Source organism: Bartonella sp. AD13SXNS (genome assembly GCF_042196465.1).
GTDB lineage: Bacteria > Pseudomonadota > Alphaproteobacteria > Rhizobiales > Rhizobiaceae > Bartonella.
Map to the genome: position 1 here is coordinate 1 of NZ_JBHIQI010000085.1, position 839 is coordinate 839.

Annotated in this window: 1 pseudogene; it reads left to right on the plus strand. The window is 44.3% G+C overall.

The features are described 5' to 3' along the window. Nucleotides 1-839, plus strand: a pseudogene (locus ACFIMQ_RS09500) (filamentous hemagglutinin); the annotation flags it as partial.

The following is an 839-nucleotide window of genomic DNA, read 5'->3' on the forward strand; positions in this document are numbered from 1 at the left end:
GTGAGCGCTGATCTGAGTAATAGTGGGCTGATTTATGCCAAGAAATCTGCCATTTTCTCCTTAGATGGGGATTTTATCAATAAGTTTGCCGATGTCATTGCTGAAGACAATCTCATCATCCGTGGTTTAAGTGGAGAGCGGGCTGGTCATGTGATCAACAGCTCGGGTCTTTTAGAAGCCGTGTCAGGCGATATGATCTTCGATGTCTCAGCGCTTACCAACATGCGCGAAGGTGGGGTTGAAGTTAGCGATAAAGTGATTTCTCACAGTTACGTGCGAGGAGAATGGAAAGATGTCGAAAATATTGATCATTTACGTATCAAGGAAAATATCGACACCACGATCATTCGTCAGCAGCCTCATTTTACCAATAATGCTGCACAGATTTTAGTAGGACATCATCTGACAATTAATGCCGGTGATATCCGCAATAGCTATAGCTTGATTGCTGCCAATGGCAACATTGAGATGCATGGCGATACGCTGCTCAATGAGGGGCGCGATTTAATCGAAACAACTAAGATTGTAACGGAAACGCGCTACAGACATAAGCAATGTAGTATCACAAATCCAGCATGTATAAACGGTGCAGAAGAATGGGATGGTCCTACTTTTACCCAAACACTCAAACGCACTTATGATGCTGTTTACGGCACGATTGAAGCTGGTGGCACGCTTGATGCCAAGTTGACAGGCTATATTGACAATCATGCGGTGCGTGAGGGGGTTGAGCAAGTTGGCTTAAGCTCTGGCGAGAAAGGTTTGGCTGGTGTTAAAAACACCGATTTTGACGGTTCCAAACCACTGATTAGTGATGATCGATTAGATGGGATTATCAA